This window comes from Methylomicrobium lacus LW14 (assembly GCF_000527095.1).
GTDB lineage: Bacteria > Pseudomonadota > Gammaproteobacteria > Methylococcales > Methylomonadaceae > Methylomicrobium > Methylomicrobium lacus.
Map to the genome: position 1 here is coordinate 772,428 of NZ_AZUN01000001.1, position 18,277 is coordinate 790,704.

General features: G+C 56.4%; 15 protein-coding genes and 1 riboswitch. Of the genes, 11 read left to right on the forward strand and 4 right to left on the reverse strand.

Annotation, left to right across the window (positions count from 1 at the left end; all coding sequences use genetic code 11):
• Positions 1–107: 107 nt before the first annotated feature.
• The 4 genes from METLA_RS0103440 to METLA_RS22430 form a co-directional block, all read right to left on the reverse strand.
• Positions 108–3,554, reverse strand: coding sequence for an AAA family ATPase (locus tag METLA_RS0103440; RefSeq protein WP_024297222.1), 3,447 nt, complete (start codon positions 3,552–3,554; stop codon positions 108–110).
• A gap of 175 nt (positions 3,555–3,729) precedes the next feature.
• Positions 3,730–5,280 carry a cation:proton antiporter family protein gene (locus METLA_RS0103445; RefSeq protein ID WP_024297223.1) on the reverse strand — a complete coding sequence of 517 codons (1,551 nt, stop codon included), beginning with the start codon at positions 5,278–5,280 and terminating at the stop codon, positions 3,730–3,732.
• A gap of 231 nt (positions 5,281–5,511) precedes the next feature.
• Entirely contained in the window at positions 5,512–6,033 is a 522-nt protein-coding gene (locus METLA_RS0103450; protein ID WP_024297224.1) for a DUF1097 domain-containing protein, read from the reverse strand.
• Between the two features lie 143 nt (positions 6,034–6,176).
• Positions 6,177–6,560 (reverse strand): hypothetical protein, encoded by a 384-nt coding sequence (locus tag METLA_RS22430; protein WP_152539360.1) that lies wholly within the window; start codon positions 6,558–6,560, stop codon positions 6,177–6,179.
• Positions 6,561–6,804: 244 nt separating this feature from the next.
• Between METLA_RS22430 and METLA_RS21270 the strand changes: the two genes are divergently transcribed.
• From METLA_RS21270 to cobI, 11 genes are all read left to right on the forward strand, one after another.
• Positions 6,805–9,978, forward strand: coding sequence for a PAS domain S-box protein (locus METLA_RS21270; protein WP_024297225.1), 3,174 nt, complete (start codon positions 6,805–6,807; stop codon positions 9,976–9,978).
• Entirely contained in the window at positions 9,975–10,589 is a 615-nt protein-coding gene (locus tag METLA_RS0103460; RefSeq protein ID WP_024297226.1) for a response regulator transcription factor, read from the forward strand. The genes METLA_RS21270 and METLA_RS0103460 overlap by 4 nt, the downstream gene beginning before the upstream one ends.
• A gap of 377 nt (positions 10,590–10,966) precedes the next feature.
• Positions 10,967–11,293 carry a hypothetical protein gene (locus METLA_RS0103465; RefSeq protein WP_024297227.1) on the forward strand — a complete coding sequence of 109 codons (327 nt, stop codon included), beginning with the start codon at positions 10,967–10,969 and terminating at the stop codon, positions 11,291–11,293.
• Between the two features lie 246 nt (positions 11,294–11,539).
• A riboswitch (cobalamin riboswitch) is annotated at positions 11,540–11,756 on the forward strand.
• A gap of 112 nt (positions 11,757–11,868) precedes the next feature.
• The gene (locus tag METLA_RS0103470) at positions 11,869–12,048 is read left to right on the forward strand and encodes a CbtB domain-containing protein (RefSeq protein WP_024297228.1); all 180 of its coding nucleotides are present in this window, start codon (positions 11,869–11,871) and stop codon (positions 12,046–12,048) included.
• Positions 12,048–12,791 (forward strand): CbtA family protein, encoded by a 744-nt coding sequence (locus METLA_RS0103475; RefSeq protein WP_024297229.1) that lies wholly within the window; start codon positions 12,048–12,050, stop codon positions 12,789–12,791. The genes METLA_RS0103470 and METLA_RS0103475 overlap by 1 nt, the downstream gene beginning before the upstream one ends.
• Positions 12,784–13,563 (forward strand): precorrin-4 C(11)-methyltransferase, encoded by a 780-nt coding sequence (gene cobM / locus METLA_RS0103480; RefSeq protein ID WP_024297230.1) that lies wholly within the window; start codon positions 12,784–12,786, stop codon positions 13,561–13,563. Before METLA_RS0103475 ends, cobM begins: the two co-directional genes overlap by 8 nt.
• An 8-nt stretch (positions 13,564–13,571) precedes the next feature.
• Complete coding sequence (locus METLA_RS0103485) at positions 13,572–14,411, forward strand: sirohydrochlorin chelatase (protein ID WP_024297231.1); 840 nt, start codon at positions 13,572–13,574, stop codon at positions 14,409–14,411.
• Between the two features lie 9 nt (positions 14,412–14,420).
• Positions 14,421–15,092 (forward strand): precorrin-8X methylmutase, encoded by a 672-nt coding sequence (locus tag METLA_RS0103490; protein ID WP_024297232.1) that lies wholly within the window; start codon positions 14,421–14,423, stop codon positions 15,090–15,092.
• A gap of 8 nt (positions 15,093–15,100) precedes the next feature.
• On the forward strand, positions 15,101–16,201 hold the full coding sequence (locus METLA_RS0103495) for a cobalt-precorrin-5B (C(1))-methyltransferase (RefSeq protein ID WP_024297233.1): 1,101 nt from the start codon (positions 15,101–15,103) through the stop codon (positions 16,199–16,201).
• A gap of 1 nt (position 16,202) precedes the next feature.
• Positions 16,203–17,513, forward strand: a complete 1,311-nt coding sequence (locus tag METLA_RS0103500) for a bifunctional cobalt-precorrin-7 (C(5))-methyltransferase/cobalt-precorrin-6B (C(15))-methyltransferase (protein ID WP_024297234.1) — start codon at positions 16,203–16,205, stop codon at positions 17,511–17,513.
• Complete coding sequence (gene cobI / locus METLA_RS0103505) at positions 17,500–18,276, forward strand: precorrin-2 C(20)-methyltransferase (RefSeq protein WP_024297235.1); 777 nt, start codon at positions 17,500–17,502, stop codon at positions 18,274–18,276. The genes METLA_RS0103500 and cobI overlap by 14 nt, the downstream gene beginning before the upstream one ends.
• The last annotated feature ends 1 nt before the right edge of the window (position 18,277 follow it).

An 18,277-nucleotide genomic window follows, 5' to 3' on the forward strand; every position in this document is an offset into this window, starting at 1 on the left:
GGAAGGGAAGGGCGGGTGAGTTAAAACGCGCAGGTCTCGACCCGCCTTTCCTGGGCGAAGCCGAAAAAGATTCACCGATCACGGCTTCGCTCAACGGCATCACCCTGTCAAGACGCCATTTTCAACATGCCCATGCCGTTCGGTTTTTTGACGATCTGCAGGCGCGCCTTGAAGCGTTTTTGCACGCTTTCGACATGCGAAATCACGCCGACCGTTTTGCCGTGCTGTGTATGCAGGCTTTCGAGCGTGCTGATCACGCTGAACAAGGTGTCGGCGTCGAGGCTGCCGAAGCCTTCGTCGAGGAACAAGGAATCGACCGATTTGCCGTTGCTGGCCAGTTCGGAAAGTCCCAATGCCAAGGCCAGACTGACCACGAAGCTCTCGCCTCCGGACAGGCTCCGCGGCAGGCGGCGCGCGTTGCCCTGTAAGGTGTCCTCGATCTCCAGCGCGAGGCCTTTCTCGCTCGGCATTTTGCGCAGGTAATAACGGCCGCTGAGTTTTTCGAGCAAGGCGTTGGTCTTGCCGAGCAATTGGTCGGCGATCTTCTCTTGCACGCGGCGGCGGAACGCCATGCCGTTTTCGGCATGGATCAGTTGCTGCTCTTCGGTCAATGCCTTCACGAGCGCTTCCTGCTCTTCGTATTGAGCGTGCACCGCATCGTATTTGCTGTGCAGGCGCTCTTGCTCCTTCAGCAAGTTATCCAGATGCCGCACTTCGAAATGCGCGATTTCGAGTTTCTGCGAGACGTCGTGCACTTGTGCGCTGATGTCGTCGAGCGACAGCTCGGTGTCTTTTTCAAGCGCCGCGGCTTCCAGTTGCTGCCGGTTGCTTTCGAGCCTCGCCGACGTTTCGGCGGCCCGCTGGGCCAAAAAGGCGGCTTTCTGTTCCAGTTCGGGACGGGACGCCTGCTGTGTCAGAGTCTCCTTGACTTCTTCGACGCCCGAGAAATTGGCTTCGCGCATTTTGGCCTGGAGATTTTTCTCCAGCAAATTCACTTGCGCCTGCTTTTCGGCAAGCCGTATGCGCTCGGCCGCAATCAGCTTCTGTTTGTCGAGCAGCGCCAAGTGCAGCGCGATGCTTTCTTCCTTTTGCAGCTTGCGGCTGAACCCGGCAAGCTTTTCTTCCAAGCCCTTCAGTTCCTCGCGCAGCGCCTTGTCGCTGGCCGCCAGCGCGGTCAAGTCCTCCTCCAGACCCTGTTTTCGAATCAACTGGCTGTGATAATCGTGCCGGCGGCGGCTGAGCTTGTCATAAAACAGCTCTTCCTTGCCTTTGCCGGGCATTTTTTCGCCGATCAGGGCCAGTTGTTGATCGACCTTGACCGCCAGTTCCTTTTCTTCCTGAACCGCCGCGGTCAACGCATTGGCGACTTCAAACGGATCCTGCGGCTGAGCTTCCCGTTCCGCTTCGAGTTTCTGATAGGTGGCGGTCAATTGCTCGATCGCGGCGCCGCTTTTTACGAGTTGCACCTTCAGTTTTTCGATGCCCTGAATCTTGTTCTTGTGCTTGCCGAGCAGAAAAGCGATTTCCTTGAATTGCTTGTCTTCCTCGTCATGGAGTTCGCCCATGCGATTGATCTGGTCGATCTCGAGGTTTTGCCCGATATTCAGCCGGTTGCGGAGCGTTCCCCACTGCGCCTGGATTTGCCGCGCCTTTTGATTCGTCAGCGCATATTTTTGCGCCAGCCTGCGCGCATCTTCGACCTCGATTTCCAGCCGCTCGGCCCTCGCGGTTTCGGAGCGTATCCGCGCCTGCTGATCGACCAGCGCCTTCTCGGAACTGCCGATGGCGGGCTGTTGTTTCGCGTAAGGATGCTGCAACGCGCCGCACAAAGGGCAGGGCTTGCCGTCGATCAGATGATGGCGGTCGGCCTCCATCCGTTTCATCATGTTTTCGCGGTAAACCGCGCCTTCGAGGATCAGCCGGATGTTCTCGTCGCGTTTGATCGTTTCTCGCAGTTCCGCGAGTTCGGCCGCCTGCGCATCCGGATCGGGCGCCGCGCTCGGCGCTTTTCTGAACAGCCCGAACAGGCCTGAGCCGTTGCCGCTCAGCTTCCGGTACTGTATCGCCAGATCCTGCAATGCCTTGAACGACTTGACGCGCTCCTGTTGTTCGCGGTGCAATTCGGCAAGGTCATCGGGCGTTCTGCCTTGCAGCAGCGCGGTGACGGTATTTTCCTCGGCGGCGATTTGTTCCTGCAAACGGGCGACGCTCACGGTTTCCTTGTCGATCGCGGCCTGCGTATTCCGTAGCGCCGCCGAAGCGTTCTTGGCCCAATCGTCGAACGCCTTTTGCTTTTGGCTCAGTTCCTTGATTTCCGCGCGCAGATTTTTGAGTTTGATCGTCTCGGGGAAGTTATCGACCAGAGGGGCATCGGCGGCATGCTGTTCGAGCCAGGCGTCGACCTCCTGCAAGGCGGCTTTCTTTTCGACGCCTTGCGCGGCCACGGCCTGCAATTTGCCGGTTTGCATCGAACGCGCCAGATCGAGCTGGCTCATTTCCCCTTGCAGGTCGTAAAGCGCTTGCTGCTGATTTTCGAGCGATTGGCTGCCTAAGGCTTCTGGAGCGATTGGGGGCTGATCGTAGCCGGCCACCAAGTCTTCCAGTTGCTTCAACTCGGCCGTCAACGCCGCCAATGCCGACTGGCTCTCCTGCACGGACTGAGCGCTATGCCGAAGCGCCTCCAGGTCATGCGCGAACGGCTTCAAATCCTGCAAGGTGTCCAGACGGGTCAGGATTTTTTGAATGCGGTCGTGCTCGTTTTCGAAGTCCTGCAATTCCTTTTTTTGCCCTTCGATCCGGCCTTGCAGGGCTTCGATCTTTTGCAGCGTGAGCTGCTGTTCCTGCAGGCGGCTCAACTCCGCCTGCAATTCGATAAACTGTTCGTTGAAGTCCTGTAAGTCATGCTCGGAGGCTTCCCGTTTCGCCGCGTCCATGATCGGCACCCGCGTCAGCTCCTGGTTGACCCGCTCCAGATTCTGCTTGGCCTCGGCGAGCCGGGTTTCGATATCGCGTTTATGATCCGCATAAATATCGCTGCCGACGATTTTTTCGAGCATGTCCATCCGCTCGCTGTCCAGCGCATTCAGAAACGCGGCGAAATCGCCCTGCGCGAGCATGATCGAACGGGTGAAATTGCGGAAATTCATGCCGGTGATTTCGGTCATCCGGGCATTGACTTCATGCGGCGTCGCCGCCAGGGTTTCTTCCTGTTCACTCAGACGCAGAAACTGCATTTCAGTCGGCAATAACTCGCCGCTTGCATCGCGCAGCACGCGCCAACTCGACCGGTATTTATCCAGGCCCAGCGCAAACACGATCTCGGAAAAACACTCGGCGGTATGCCGGGTCATCACATGCTCGGCCGGACGGTCGAAGCGGTAAGTCTCGCCGTACAAGGCCAGCGTAATCGCGTCCAAAATGCTGGATTTGCCCGAGCCGTTGGGGCCTGTGATCGCAAAAACGCCGGTGTCGGTGAATGGAGATTGCTCAAAATTGATCCGATGCTCGCCTTCCAACGAGTTGACGTTTTTGAAGTGAATGCTCAGAATCTTCATAGGTTATTGTTTTTCAATCGATGCAAGACGCGTGCAGGAGCGCATTTAGGATGCGCACATGATATACGATGAGACCATCCGAGAAAACAATCCTGAGGCTTTTTCTCGATGTGGCTTCATGAGTGCGCGTTGCCGCTTTAATGCTTTAATACAGTGTTCAATCCACTTCTCGTCGTTATTCTTCCGCCGCCTCGTGATCGCCGCTCATCAGTTGCAGGGCCAGCTGATTGCCTGCCTCGACCAGCGGATGAATGATAAAATCCACTCCAAGCTGTTTTAATTGCTGTTTCTCTTCCGGGAAATAGGAAATCGTACCGATTTGCCCCCGGTAACCCCGCTTCCTAAGCTGGAGTGTGGCCGAACACCGGGCATCGAATTCCGGCAGGGTCAGTAAAATGCCTTTGACCCTATCCAGCGGCAGCCCTGTCCATAACTCGGGATCTTCCGCATCGCCATAAATCACGCGTTTGCCTTCGGCAAGCAGACGTTCTAAAACCGTGGGGTCGGCATCCAGCCCGACGACGCGTTTATCCTGCTGACTCAAGGTATGATAGGCGGAAACGCCGGTGCGTCCCATGCCGACGATTAGCCATTCCGCCAAACCGATGGATTCGGGCAGACGATCGGGGTGGTCGGATTTTTTTTCAAAGCGGATAAGAAAAGGCTCAAACCGTGAAAACAACTGGTGTGAATAACGGTTTAACGGCGCGGCGATTGCCAGAGATCCCGCTACCGCCAAGGCGATTGTGGCGTTCCACTCCGATGATAGCAAATTTGTCTTTACCACCGCGCCGGTGGTAATCAGCGCGAACTCGCTGTAGGTCGTTAACGCGAGCGACGAGATAAAGGCCGTGCGGGCGCGCATGCCGGCCAGCAAAAATAGCCCGAAGAATAAGAGTCCTTGAAGCGGCAACACGCCCAAAAGCTCAAGCGCGGTGATGATTTGGTCTTTATTCGGCAACTCTGCCAAACCGATCTGCAGAAAAAAAGCGACCAGGAACACTTCCTTGAGGCTCCAGAGCTTTTCGGAGAGAACGTCGACCTGGTGATGGGACGCTAGCATGACTCCCATCAATAATGCGCCAATATCCGGCGAGATGCCGACACTTTCGGAGGAAACGCCTCCGGCCAGCGCCAGCGATACGCCGAGCAGCAGTTTCAGTTCGTCGGAACGGCTGGCATTGAGCAGGCGATGTCCGAGCGGGCGTAATAAAGGCACAAGCAACAAGGCGAACGCCCAGGGCGAGGGTTGTCTGCCGTCGGCTAATGCCAGCAGCGCGATGGCCACGACATCCTGAAGAATCAGAATACTGAGTACGTCCCGGCCATGCAATGAAGACAGCTCGCCGTTGTCCTCCAATACCTTGATCGCGAGTACGGTGCTGGAAAAAGCCAAACTGGTGCCCAACACCAGACCGCCCAGGGTTTGTTCGCCCAGCAGCAGAAAACCCAGCGCGGATATAGCGGTCACCACTAATAAATGCAAGCCGCCGACACTGATGACTTCGCGGCGTAACAGCGAATTCAATTTAATCTTTAGGCCGACGGTAAAGAGTAATAACTCGATGCCGATGTCGGCGATATGCGTTAAGGTGTGAGCCGATTCTATTCCGGCAACATGCAGCACATAGCCGGCGACCAGATAACCGACAAGCGGCGGAAATGACAAGCGGCTGGCTATCAAGCCAACGAGGTAAGCCGTCCCGACCCAAACTAATTCCATCATGATGCGTCAAATAAGCGGTTTAAACGAATAGCCGCAGCCCAGTAAGATTGTCTACGTCCGCTCTCGATTCTATCACTAAGCCTTCCACCATGTGCGGGTTGAAGCAAAAAAGTGGTTGTCGTCGTATCTGGACCTTTTTTTTCTTGCAGTGCAGTAATCCGTATTAGCTCTGCTTGAATCTGACTCCGCTCCGGGTCTTCGAGACGGAGTCATCAACTAGTTAACCGTTGATTACTTCGTCGTCCATTTTTCGGCCAGCTGCGCTGAAAACTTGCCAAGATAAACGCCGATCACGATCGAAACCGAAATCACCACGAGCGGATTGCTGAATGAGACGCCAAGCAAAACGTCCTTAGTCATTTTGTCAGGCGTTTGCAGCAGATAGGCAAAGGTCATCGAATAACCGAACACGCTGGCCGGGATTGCGGATAATTGAGGAAGGCTCGCGGCGAGACACATCACGATTACCGCAATGGTGACGGTTAAGGCCGCCATCAAAGGAAACCCGAGCAGCGCGTCGGACGGCACATTTATAAGCAGGAAGGCCGTTATCCAAGCCATCACGACGCCGAAAATACTACAGGTAATCGTGCCCTTGAAGGCGGCTTCATTCGCACCGAGTGCGAAATACGCCGCCCAAGGAATCGTTGCCGCCCAGATGAAAAAATATCCGCTGAGCGGGCCTACCGCAAAGAATGTCGCGGCGCCCGCCAAGATGCCGATACTGAAAGAAAGTGCTGTGAGATTGTTCATAGTGTGATTCTCCGAAGGGTGCCTCGACGATGTGATATAAATGGATTTCATAAGGGAGGCGGTCCGATGAAAGTCCAATCTTTTGCCTGTACTCAACAGGTGAGTCTTCTGCAGGCCGTCGGGATGGTACCAAATATTCCCTGTTAAACAAATAAATGCGAATGATTAATTCGGCCCTTTGAAGCTTTAAGCGGCGTCTTTGACTCTAAAATATTGAAAATAACTCGGGACGCGTGCAGGATGATTTCCCCAAAATTCATGTGTTTATTATTGCTCGCCCTTGTTGATTGAAACCGATTTCCTTGAGTTAGTCGAAAATCAACTGGCACTACGGGCAAGTCGCTGCCATGGAGGGAGAGCTTCAAGATCGGCCATAGGCATACGCCATGCCGCTGACCCTGGATCAGGCGTTTTACGGCAGCCAGGCGGCGGTTGTTTTCGCCGACGCCGAAGGAATACCAGAACCCAGAACTTATAAACCAGTGATTATTTACAGTAGTATTGGGGAAATCTGTAATGCTCGTCACGGCCTGGGGCCCTTATATCGGTTACGCTGCGTCGATTCACGGCAAATGATCTGCCCAAAGATTTGCAATAGTCAATAAGCCGTATCCTGTCGGCTAAGCTCGTTCCGCGGCATTGCTGTCGAAGAACAGATAATCAGGAACCGCCAATCAATTGCTCAGTCACAGTAAATATGCGCCACCAGCATATTCCAGAGGATGGCAAACCTTATTCCCGTTGCGAAATGAGCATAGACGGCAATACCGGATGAACTTTAAACGATTTAAAACTCAATCGATTATCCTTTATTTTGACGCGCAACCTTATGGGTTGCGCTACGGGTGGGCGATGCTGACAGTCGCTATCGCCGCGATAGCAACACTCTATGTTCCCGTGATTGGCGAGCGGGCAGCGTTCTTGTTATTTTTTTTCGCGATTATCCAGACCTCTTTCTGGCTCGGACGGAACCCGGGTATTTTCGCGATGTTCTTATCCTTGATTGCAGTTAATGCTCTTATTTTGTTTCCGGCCTCGATTTTAAAGTCTTATGACGTTCTTATTTTAAATGCGGGCTTTTGCGTTTTATCCGCGGTTATCGTCGCCACCACCAGCCTTCATCGGAGGTTAACCGGGGCGCTTTGGGAAAGCCGGCAACGCTATGCCGGAATTGTCGAGTCGGCTTTGGACGCATTGATTACTATCGACGCCGATCAACATATATTACTCTTCAACGCCGCGGCGGAAAAAATGTTCGGATGTACGGCAGATGAAGCTGTGGGGGGATCTCTCGAGCGTTTTATTCCCAAGCGGTTTCGCCCCGCCCATGCCGCGCATATTCGCGCTTTCGGGAGTACCGGCGCCAGCAATCGTAAAATGGGCGAACTGGCTGCTGTTAAAGGCCTGCGCGCCGATGGCGAGGAGTTCCCGATCGAGGCGGCTATTTCCCTGTGCGAGATAAATGGCGAGAAATCATTTACCGCCATCCTGCGCGATGTCACGGAGCGCGTGCGCGCAGATAGCGCTTTAAAGGAGCAGCTTAAGCTGCAGGATCAACTGACCAAGGTTGCAGCAACCGTGCCTGGGGTAATTTGTTCCTTCCGGTTGCGCCCGGACGGCTCCGCTTGCATGCCTTACGCCAGTCCGGTTTTCGAATCTGTATACGGACTCAAGCCCGATGCTGTAGCCAAAGATTTTAGTCCGATCTTTGCTCGCGTCCATCCCAGAGATATCGGCCATATCCATGAAACGATCGCCGAGTCTGCTCGTACTATGCAACCCTGGCAAGACTGTTTCCGCTACGACCATCCGACGAAAGGGGAAATATGGATCGAGGGCCACTCGATACCGCTACGCGAAGCTGACGGCAGCACTCTCTGGCATGGTTATATCCAAGATATGACTTGGGAAAAAAAGACCGAATTGGAACGGCAAAAATTTATCTCTCTAGCCGATAATAGCCAGGAGTTCATTGGCATGTGCGACATGAACTTACTTCCCATCGATATCGAGGAAAGAAAACAGGCAGAGCAGCAAATAACTTTCTTGAACCGACATTTGCAGCGCCGGATAGAGGAAATGCAAGCTATTTTCGATACCGCGCCCATCGGTCTAAGTATCGCCGATGACACGACAGGCTGTCGTATCCGAGGTAATCCGGCTATTGAAAGGATGCTTGGCTTAGCGCCAGGCAGCGAGCTTTCTTTGGAAGGGGACACCCCGGCCCCCATTTGTGCAATGCTGAACGGACGCGAGCTGGCAGTCGAGGAACTGCCGATACAGCGTGCTAACCGCGGCGAAGTAGTAACCAACCAGATTATCGATATCAGCCGTCCTGATGGTCTGGTCATCACGGTGCTCAGCAATGCATCCCCCTTATTCAATGAAGAGGGATTTCCACGCGGCGCGGTTGGCGCTTTTCTGGACATCACGGAGCTGAAACGGGTCGAAGACTCGTTAACGAAGAGCCAAACTCAGCTTCGGACTTTTATCGAGCAGGCACCTCTCAGCATTGCGATGTTCGACCGTGAAATGAACTATCTGGTCACTAGCCGACGCTGGATCGAAGAGTTTGGACGGGGGTACGATGATCTGACGGGACGTAACCATTATTGGGTTAATCCGGATATTTCCGCCGAGTGGCGAGAGATTCACGTTAAAGCACAAGCCGGGGCGTTTCTGAAAAACGATGACGACTTATGGATCCAAGCGGACGGAAGCCGGCATTGGTTGCGTTGGGCGGCTTATCCCTGGACAAACCAGGAAGGGAAGATCGGCGGCATTATTATTTCCTGCGAGGATATCACGGCACGCCGAACAGCCGAGGAAGAATTGCGCACTGTCCAGACGCGACTCGCTATTGTCGTCGAAGCGGTGAAAGCGGGTTATTGGGACTGGGATCTGAATACGAGCTCAGTCTACTTATCGCCTGAATGGAAGCGGCAAATCGGCTTTGACGAGAACGAATTGCTCAACCGATGGGAAGAATGGGAATGCCGCTTGCATCCCGACGACCGGGCATCGGTGTTGGCGGCCGCTGAAAACTATATCTCGGGACTTCTGCCGGTCTTCGAATTGGAGTTCCGTCTGCGTCACAAGGATGGCTTGTACCGCTGGGTTCACTCTCGTGGCGGATTATTGCGTGACCCCAATAACCGTCCCTATCGTATGCTGGGAATAAATTTAGACATTACCGACTACAAGAAGCAAAAGGAATTGAGTGAGCGGCGCGATAAGATGGAGCAATCGTTCCGGCTCTATGTTGTCACCCAAACGGCGGCTGCCATAGCTCACGAACTGCATCAGCCACTGGCTGCGATCTCCTCTTATGCCGAAGTGGCGTTACATATGCTGCAAGCCGGCAACCAGAATCCGGAAAAGCTCGGTTCTCTTATGGAGATTTGCGCCCAGCAAGCACAGCGTGCCGGGGGCGTTATACGGCAATTAATGACGGTATTGCATAAAGACGAGGCCCTCAGCGAGTCGATAGATATCAATCAATTGGCCCGGGAAGCACTCGAGCTAGTCAAGGCGGCCGGACATTTAGGGGTTTTTAGCATAGAACTGAATCTCGCCGCGGCCTTGCCGCCGGTCTGGGCCAATAGTCTGCAAATCGAAAAGGTGCTGATCAACTTGTTACGCAACGGCTTGGAGTCCATGCAGGAAAGCGGATTAAGCGCCGGAACGATCACCCTAACAACGCGTAGCACCGATGACACGCCGGCCATGGCGCAGGTGACGGTGCGTGACGGCGGAAAAAGCGTGACGGACATCGCCATCTTGAAAAACATGTTCCAACCCTTCTACACGACCAAACCCCAAGGTTTAGGTATGGGCCTTGCTATCAGTCGCGCCTTGATCGAAGCTCACGGAGGAAGAATGTGGGCTGAGCAAAACGCCGGTAACGGCATCAGTGTCCACTTTACCTTATCCTTCGTGACATGAGCACTCAATTCTGTGTTTTTATCGTCGATGACGAGTATGTGATACGCCATAGCCTTGGGCTGGTTATGGAAACCGCAGGTTTTGCTTACCAGACTTTCGAGAGCGCCGAGGACTTTCTGCAAAACTATTGTCCGGGCCAGCCTGGCTGCCTGCTACTCGACTTCAACTTGCCGGGCTTGAACGGTCAAGAATTGCAAGTCGAACTCATCCGCCGCAAGATACACCTGCCGATTATTTTCCTCACCGCTTATGGCGATATACCCATGACGGTCCGAGCAATCAAGGCCGGAGCGGTCGATTTTCTGACGAAGCCCGTTCCAAACAACCTGTTGATCGAGCGGATACAGGCAGTGCTGCAGCACGAAACACAGATATCCGAACAGACTTTGGCGGAACAAGCTCTCTGTATGCGCCTATACGGTCTTACCTCCCGCGAAATGGAAATCATGTCTTGGGTTGTGGCGGGTCATTCCAATAAGGAAATCGCTCGGCAACTAGGCATCAGTCACCGTACCGTCGAAATTCACCGTGCACGGATCTTAAAAAAAACCGGCACAACGAATCCCCTGGAACTGGCCCGCCTGTGCGAAGCCAGCCATCTTCCACTCTGACTCGAGTCCCCGGATCTTGCTATTTTGGCTATAAATTGCTTGCGCCGAGATAATTAAGCTTAATTGCTAAAATTAGGCTTTCACCCTCTCGCTCGTGAACCGGCAAATGTATGAATGCACCGTACTCCGCTGGTATTGAATAAGTGTCCTTATGTACGTGCTCGCACGTATTTTATCGCTCACTGATATACGGTTTAATTTATCCCACTGGCGATGCTCGCTCGACTCAAACTTGCCAAAAAAGGAGTGGGTTATTCGTTAAGATCGAATGCACTTCTTGGTAGGCGGGGAAGACGAGTTTCTTTTCCTGTGGCGAGGATCATCCTATATAGGATGCATCCGGTTTTGATTCATTTTATTACAAGGGTAACGACTCAATGGATGCGGATTATGATATTTTCGAGATTGTCGCAGTCATACGTGATTTCTGGCTCGTCGATGCGGAGTCTTATCAGCGAAAGTATTGCACCAACCATGGCCAGACCTTGGCTCCCGGCTATTATGTCGTCAACTGGCCGGAACACATTCGGGCAAGGCGATTTAACGATCACGCCGCATTTCATGGGCCGTTCAAATTTCGCAAGGAGGCGCAAGTGGCCCTTGAGTGGATGCATAAGACGAGGGAACTTCTTTTGACAAGATTCTCCGAGGTATCGTCTGCTGCCGCTTTGAACGCTACCCCAATGGAAGTGAAGAAACTCTGATCGTAAAGGCTATTTTGCACTGTTCTTTGTCGGTTTTGGTGTATACCTTACCCGACTTCCACAATCGGCCGGATTTCGCAGGCCACCCCAGAGATAAAAACGCCCCTCGGCGCCATTCACCCCATGAGCCCCGGACGTCTTCTAATCCTTTCCTGACGGCCAATTCGGCGACCCCGCCAATGCGCAGGAACGTAGAAATTCGGCGTTTTTGGCAGAAAAGAATCGCCATAGCTACCTCGGATGAATTATACTCGCCGCCGATTAGGTGCTTTGGTGCGTGTTCTCTGTGCCAGAGTTAAACGGGAAGTCCGGTGCGATGGTTATTTTTTCCATCTACTCCGGCGCAGCCCCCGCTGCTGTAAGCCTGATGAATCGTCTTGATGCCACTGCGCGTTTCGCGTGGGAAGGTGGGCGAATTCAGATGAAGGTGAGCCAGAAGACCGGCCTGATTCGACTGTATGGTTGCTGACTCTCGGAGGGAGAGCGCAGGCCGGAGACATCCTATATCCGTCTCTGTACGCGTATTCTCTAATCCAGTCTGCTCCCGAAATCCATTTTGAATCGAGGAGACTGTCATGTTTATCCAATCCCCACTCCCAACGTTGGCTAACGCGCTCGATGCGCGGGTCTTGACCGGCATGGCCATGCTCCTATTGGGCGCTACTCTGGTACTGGCCGTAGGTTTTGCGCCGCTAACCGAGGTGCACAACGCCACCCACGACACCCGCCACGCCACCGGCTTTCCCTGCCATTGATGGCCGGCATGCTCCTCCCGCGCATTATTTTGTCCGCCGGAATTTCGGGGATAGTGGCCGCCCTTTTGCTGGCGCTGATGCAAATTCTGTGGGTGACACCGCTGATCCTCGAAGCCGAAACTTATGAAACCGCGGCGGAATCGCTAGCACATACCCACATCGCCGACGCTACCGCCGGGCACGAGCATCCGCAGCAGGCCTGGCAGCCCGAAGACGGCTGGCAAAGAACCCTGGCGACAATCAGCAGCAACGTGGTCATGGCCATCGGTTTTGCATCGATGTTGACCGGCGCCTATTGTTTGCGGCGGCCGCCTGGCTGGGTTATCGGGTTCGGCTGGGGATTGGCCGGTTATGCGGTGTTTTTCGCGGCGCCAAGTTTAGGTCTGCCGCCGGAATTGCCCGGCACGACGGCCGCCGACCTGCTGGCTCGACAATATTGGTGGCTGGGTACGGTCTGCGTCACGGCAATCGGGCTGGGCTTGCTGTTTCTGCAAAGCAAACCCATGCCGAGACTGGCAGGCGGTTTGCTGTTGCTGAGTCCCCATCTGCTCGGCGCACCGCAGCCGGCGATGGCAGAAAGTCTGGCACCTGAGGCATTGCAAGTTCAATTCATCCAGGCGTCAGCGCTCAGCAATCTTGTGTTCTGGCTGGTATTGGGCAGCGTGTCGGCGGCTTTGGCCATCCGTTTCGGTGTGGGTGATGAAAACCAAGGCCTGGCATCGCCGGAGAATCGGCATGGCTAAAGTCTGGTTTGTCGGCGCCGGCCCCGGCGATCCCGAACTGATTACCGTCAAGGGACAGCGCTTACTGGCACAAGCCGGCGCGGTGCTGTATGCAGGATCCCTGGTCAATCAGGCCGCAACGCTGTACGCACCGGCTGGCAGCCGGGTTCGCGATTCAAAAGACATGACGCTGGATGACATCACCGCCTGGCTGATCGATCAGGCCCGTCAGCATGACACCGTTGTGCGTCTGCAAACCGGCGATCCCGGGCTTTACGGCGCATTGACCGAAATGGTCAGACCGCTGGATCAGGCCGGCATCGATTGGGCTGTCGTGCCGGGAGTTTCCTCGGCACTGGCTTCCGCCGCTGTGGCCGGCGAAACGCTGACGCTGCCGGAAGTCACGCAAACCGTGATTTTGACCCGTGTCTCGGGGCGCACGCCAATGCCGCCCGGCGAAGAACTGGAAGCTTTGGCCGCCCATCGCACCACGCTATGCATTTTCCTGTCGATTACCTTGCTGGCCCATGTGCAAAAAGCCTTGCTGGCGGCCGGCTGGCCGGCGGATGCGCCGATTCTGGTCGTGCAAAAAGCCAGCTGGCCCGGCGAGGAAAAAATCGTGCGCGGCACCTTGCAAGATATTCGCGACCGCTGCCGGGCGGAAAAAATCAACAGTCAGGCGATGATCATCGCCAGCCCGGCGTTAGGCGCCCGGTATTGGCCTGAGATCCGACATTCCAAACTCTACGATGCCGGGTTTTCGCATCGTTTTCGTAAAGCGAGCAAACCATGAATCCAAACATGCAAGCACAAACCATCCTGCTGGTCGGCCACGGCTCGCGTGAAGTCTCCGGCAATCTGGAAATTCAGGCGTTTGCCGAGCAGTGGCGCGCCCGCGAACCGCAACGCCGCATCGAAGTCTGTTTTATTGAATTTGCCGATGTGCTGCTCGACGACGGCTTGGATCTCGCCGCACGTCACGGCGGCCAGGTCGTCGTGGTGCCGTTGATCCTCAACGCCGCCGGCCACGTCAAGATGGAAATCCCCGAGTATATCGAACATGCCCGGCTGCGCCATCCGCATGTGGAGTTTGTCTATTGTCGCCATCTCGGCAGTTGCGAGGAAATCCTGACCATCCTGCAGCGCAATTTGCGCAAAGCGATGCACACACTGGATGTGCCCGACCCGCGCAATACCGGCGTGATCGTGTTGGGGCGCGGTTCATCCGATCGGGTTGCCAACGGGGAAGTCGCCAAAATGGCGCGGTGGCTGTACGAAGAAACCGATCACGATTTGGTGGACATCGCTTTTACCGGCATCACCCATCCGCGTCTGGAGTCGGTGGTGCAGCGTCAGATCAAACTGGAGATGCGGCAAATCATGGTGCTGCCGTTTTATTTGTTCACCGGCACCCTGATCGAACGCATTCGCCGCCAGGTGACGCGTTTGCAGAGCCAGTATCCGCATGTCCACTTCGTCCTCGGCCCGTATCTGGGTTTTGAGGACGAGATCTACCGCTTACTGGAACAGCGCATACAAGAAGCCACGGCCAACAGCCAGCCGGTGATGATGGAATGCGATGGCTGCAAATACCGTGAATTCGCCGCCGATCATGGCCTGGGTCCTCACCATCATGCCTGAGGCCGTAGCATGAATCACAACACCATCACCGAACAACTCACCGACGCCGGCCGCCGCATCGAGCACGATTCCTTTGCGATCGTCGATGCCGAAGCCGGTCCGCACCCCTATCAGGCCGATGAATGGCAGGTGGTGCGGCGGATGATCCACGCCACGGCGGATTTCGAATTCAACGGCCTGACCCGGTTCTCGCCCGGCGCGGTCGCTGCCGGCGTGCAGGCCCTGCTGCATGGTGCGGCAATAGTCGCCGACGTGGAAATGATTTGCGTCGGCCTGTCCAAGCCGCGGCTGAATCATTTTGGCGTAGGCACCCATCAGTTTATCGCCGATGACGATGTGATCGCCCAGGCCAAAGCGGAAAACAGCACGCGCGCGGTACAGGCGATGCGCAAGGCGCAACGGTTGAATCTGCTCGACGGCGGCATCGTTGCGATCGGCAACGCGCCGACTGCGTTACTGGAAGTGGTGCGCATGGTGCAAGAGGACGATCTGCGGCCGTCCCTGGTGATCGGCATGCCGGTCGGTTTCGTCTCGGCGGCAGAATCGAAGGCGCTGCTCAGTGAAATCGCCACCATCCCCTGGATCGTGATCGATGGCCGCAAAGGCGGCTCGACGCTCGTGGTGGCGGCCATCCATGCCTTGCTGGCCTTGGCCGAAGCGCAACAATCGGCGCGGGACTGACAGGCAGCGTGGAAAAAAAAGCCAAAGGCACCCGCAAAGGCTACACCACCGGCGCCTGTTCGGCCGCGGCGGCGCGGGCGGCGGTATTGGGTCTGGTGACTGGCGCGGTGCCGGAAGCGGTCGATTGCGAGTTGCCGAACGGCCAACAGGCGCGGTTTGCCGTGAGCGATGCGCATTGCGACGGCCTAAACGCGCATGCCGTGGTGATCAAGGATGCCGGCGACGACCCGGATGTGACCGACAAGGCGCCGTTGACCGCCGATGTCCGTCTGCTGCCGGATGCGCCCGGGGCCGTGATATTGAAGGGCGGCGCCGGCGTCGGCACGGTCACGATGCAAGGCCTTGGACTCGAAGTCGGCGGGCCGGCAATCAACCCGGTGCCGCGCCGCAATATCGAAGCCAATATCCGTGCCGCCGCCGCGCAGTTGTTGGAACAGTGCGGCCTGGAAGTGACGATTTCGGTGCCGGGCGGCGAGGACATGGCCAAAAAAACCCTCAATTACCGGCTGGGTATCGTCGGCGGAATTTCGATCCTGGGCACCACCGGCGTCGTGCATCCTTATTCGACCGCGGCGTTTCGCGCCAGTGTGATTCAGGGCGTCGAAGTCGCGGCCAATCAGGGCCAGCCGATCGTGGTGCTGACCACCGGCGGCCGCACCGAAAAATTCACGATGCGCGAATTGCCGGAGCTCGCGCCGGCCTGCTTCGTGCAAATGGGCGACTTCTTGAAATACGCATTGGATACGGTGGTCAAGTGCGGCATACGTGAAGTCGTGATTGGCGGCATGGTCGGCAAACTGACCAAGATTGCGCAAGGCGAGACCATCACTCATGCCAATCGCAGCGCGGTCGATACCGATTTGCTGGCGGAGATTGCCGCCGACATCGGCGCTCCGTCCGAGGTCTGCAACGACATCCGCCATTCGGAAATGGCGCGCTATGCCAGCGAGCGGATGGAGGAACTGGGCCTGATCGATCCGTTTTATCGGGCATTGGGCGAACGCGTCATCCGAACCTTGCACGGCCGTTATGCCGGCCAATTTCATTTACGGGTATTGATGTGCGATTTCGATGGCAACAAGCTGGCCGAAGCGGCCGGAGAGGTATGAGATGACAGAGCCCTGCCGGATCATCGGCGTACTCGATAGCGGCAGCCGCAGCCTGACGGCCGAAGCCTTGACGCATCTGAACAGCGCCGAGGTTGTGATCGGCGGCCAGCGGCTGCTGGCCTTGCTGGCCGATGCGATTGCGCCGGGCGCCGAATGTCACGAGTTGACCGGCCAGTTGAGCCGGGTGCCGGCCTGGATCAGCGACGCGCAAAGCGCAGGAAAAAAAGTCGTGGTTCTGGCTACCGGCGACCCGCTGTGTCACGGCATCGCCGGCTTCCTGATCGGTAAACTCGGCCACGGCAACGTGGAAGTCCTGCCCAACCTGTCGATGCTGCAACTGGCCTGCGCCCGACTGGGACAGTCGTGGCAGTCTGTGCGCATCGGTTCGGTGCACAGCCGCGATGCCGGCGAATGGACCCCCGGCGCCGATGCCCAACATGGCTTGTACGAGTTGCTGCAATTGCTGCGGCAATCGCCGCTGACGGCGGTGTTGACCAGCCCGGACAACACGCCGGACCGTATCGCCCGCATGCTGCAACAGGAAGCGCCGGCCGCGCATTATGACATCGCGGTGGCCGCCCGGCTGCTGCAAGCGGACGAACACATTTCCGGTTGGCTATCCGTCGATGAAGCCGCCGGCCGCCGTTTTGCCGATCCGAATATCGTTTTGATTCGGCAAAAACGTGACATGGATGAAGCGCTGTTTGGCCTGCCGGATGCGCGCTTTCAACAGCGTAAACCCGACAAAGGCCTGATTACCAAACGCGAAGTGCGCGCGGTATCGCTGGCGCGGATGGCGCTCAAGCCTGACAGCATCGTCTGGGACATCGGCGCCGGTTCCGGCTCGGTGGGTCTGGAAGCGGCGCGGCTGTGCGCGCGAGGCCATGTCTACGCGATCGAAAAAAACGCCGACGATACCGCCATCGCGCTCGCCAACCGCGCCAGTTTGCGGGTCAGCAATTACAGCCTGCGCCACGGCCGTGCGCCGGACGGCCTCGAAACCTGGCCCGACCCCGACGCGGTATTCATCGGCGGTTCCGGCGGCGAGTTGCGCGAACTGATTGCGCTCTGCCTGCAACGCTTGCGCGATGGCGGCCATTTGGTGATGAACTTTGCGACGATCGAAAATCTCGCCGCGGCGGTGGAAGCGCTAAAAGCCGCCGGAGCCGATTGGGATGTCTTGCAACTACAAGCCGCCCGCAGCAAACCGATACTGGACATGCACCGGCTACAGGCGGAAAACCCGATCTGGATCGTGGCTGCGCAACCCGGTAGCGAAAAAAATACGGAAGACACCCATGACTCAAAGTAACGGCCGGCTGTTCGGCGTCTCGCTCGGTCCCGGCGATCCGGGCCTGATCACCCGGCGCGCCTGGGAATTGCTGCAGCGTAACGATTGCCACTGGACTTATCCGGTCCGGCGCAAGCATGCCGAAAGCCATGCGTTGCAAATCGCCTTGCGGGGTGGTCTGCCGCTGCCGGCAGAACACACGCCGCTGATTTTTCCAATGACTCACGATGCCGAGATTCTGGCCGGTTACTGGCTGCGCGCGGCCGAAACCGTGCTGACGCAACTGCATAGAGGCCGGGACGTGGTGTTTATGGTCGAAGGCGACGCGTCCACCTATTCGACTTTCGGCCATCTGGCGCGCACAGTAGAGTCCCTGGATGCCGCCTTAGTCATCGAAACCATCCCTGGCGTGCCTTCGTACAACGCCGCCGCCGCGCGGGTGGCGATGCCGCTGGCCGACACCGACGAGACCGTCGCGATCGTGCCCGCGAGTTACAGAATCGACATGGTCGAACGCCTGCTGAACGATTTCGACACCCTGGTGTTACTGAAAGTCAAACCGTTGCTGGACGACATTATCGAACTGCTGCAACGTCGCGATTTGTTGTCCCAGGCCGTGTTTATCGAAAAAGCCGGCACGCCGGAAGAGCGTGTCGAACGCAATGTCGAGCGCTTGCGCGGCGAAAAGGTCAACTACCTGTCATTACTGCTGATTCGCAATCCGCACCGCCAGCGCGGCGACATCATTCGCGGCTGCCGCAAAAAAACATCGAATCCGGAATAAA